1 pseudogene is annotated in these 350 nt (G+C 64.3%); it reads left to right on the forward strand.

The features are described from left to right. Positions 1–350: pseudogene (locus FY112_RS37595) on the forward strand (electron transfer flavoprotein subunit beta/FixA family protein); the annotation flags it as partial.

Here is a 350-nt window from a genome sequence, read left to right on the forward strand (position 1 = left end):
GGAAGTGGTGGTCGTCTCGATCGGTCCTGCCAAAGCCGAAGAGACGCTGCGCACCGCACTTGCCATGGGTGCCGACCGGGCGATCCTGGTCGAGACCGACGATCAGATCGAGCCGCTCACTGTGGCCAAGATCCTCAAGGCTGTCGCCGGCGTTGAGCAGCCGGGCCTCATCATCGTCGGCAAGCAGGCGATCGACGACGACAGCAATCAGACCGGCCAGATGCTGGCGGCGTTGATGGGAGTTGCCCAGGCGACCTTCGCCTCGAAGATCGAGATCGGCGATGGCAAGGCTCAGGTGACCCGTGAAGTCGATGGCGGCCTGCAGACGATCGAGATCAAGCTGCCGGCGG

This window comes from Rhizobium sp. PEPV16 (assembly GCF_008919455.1).
GTDB classification, from domain to species: domain Bacteria; phylum Pseudomonadota; class Alphaproteobacteria; order Rhizobiales; family Rhizobiaceae; genus Rhizobium; species Rhizobium leguminosarum_Q.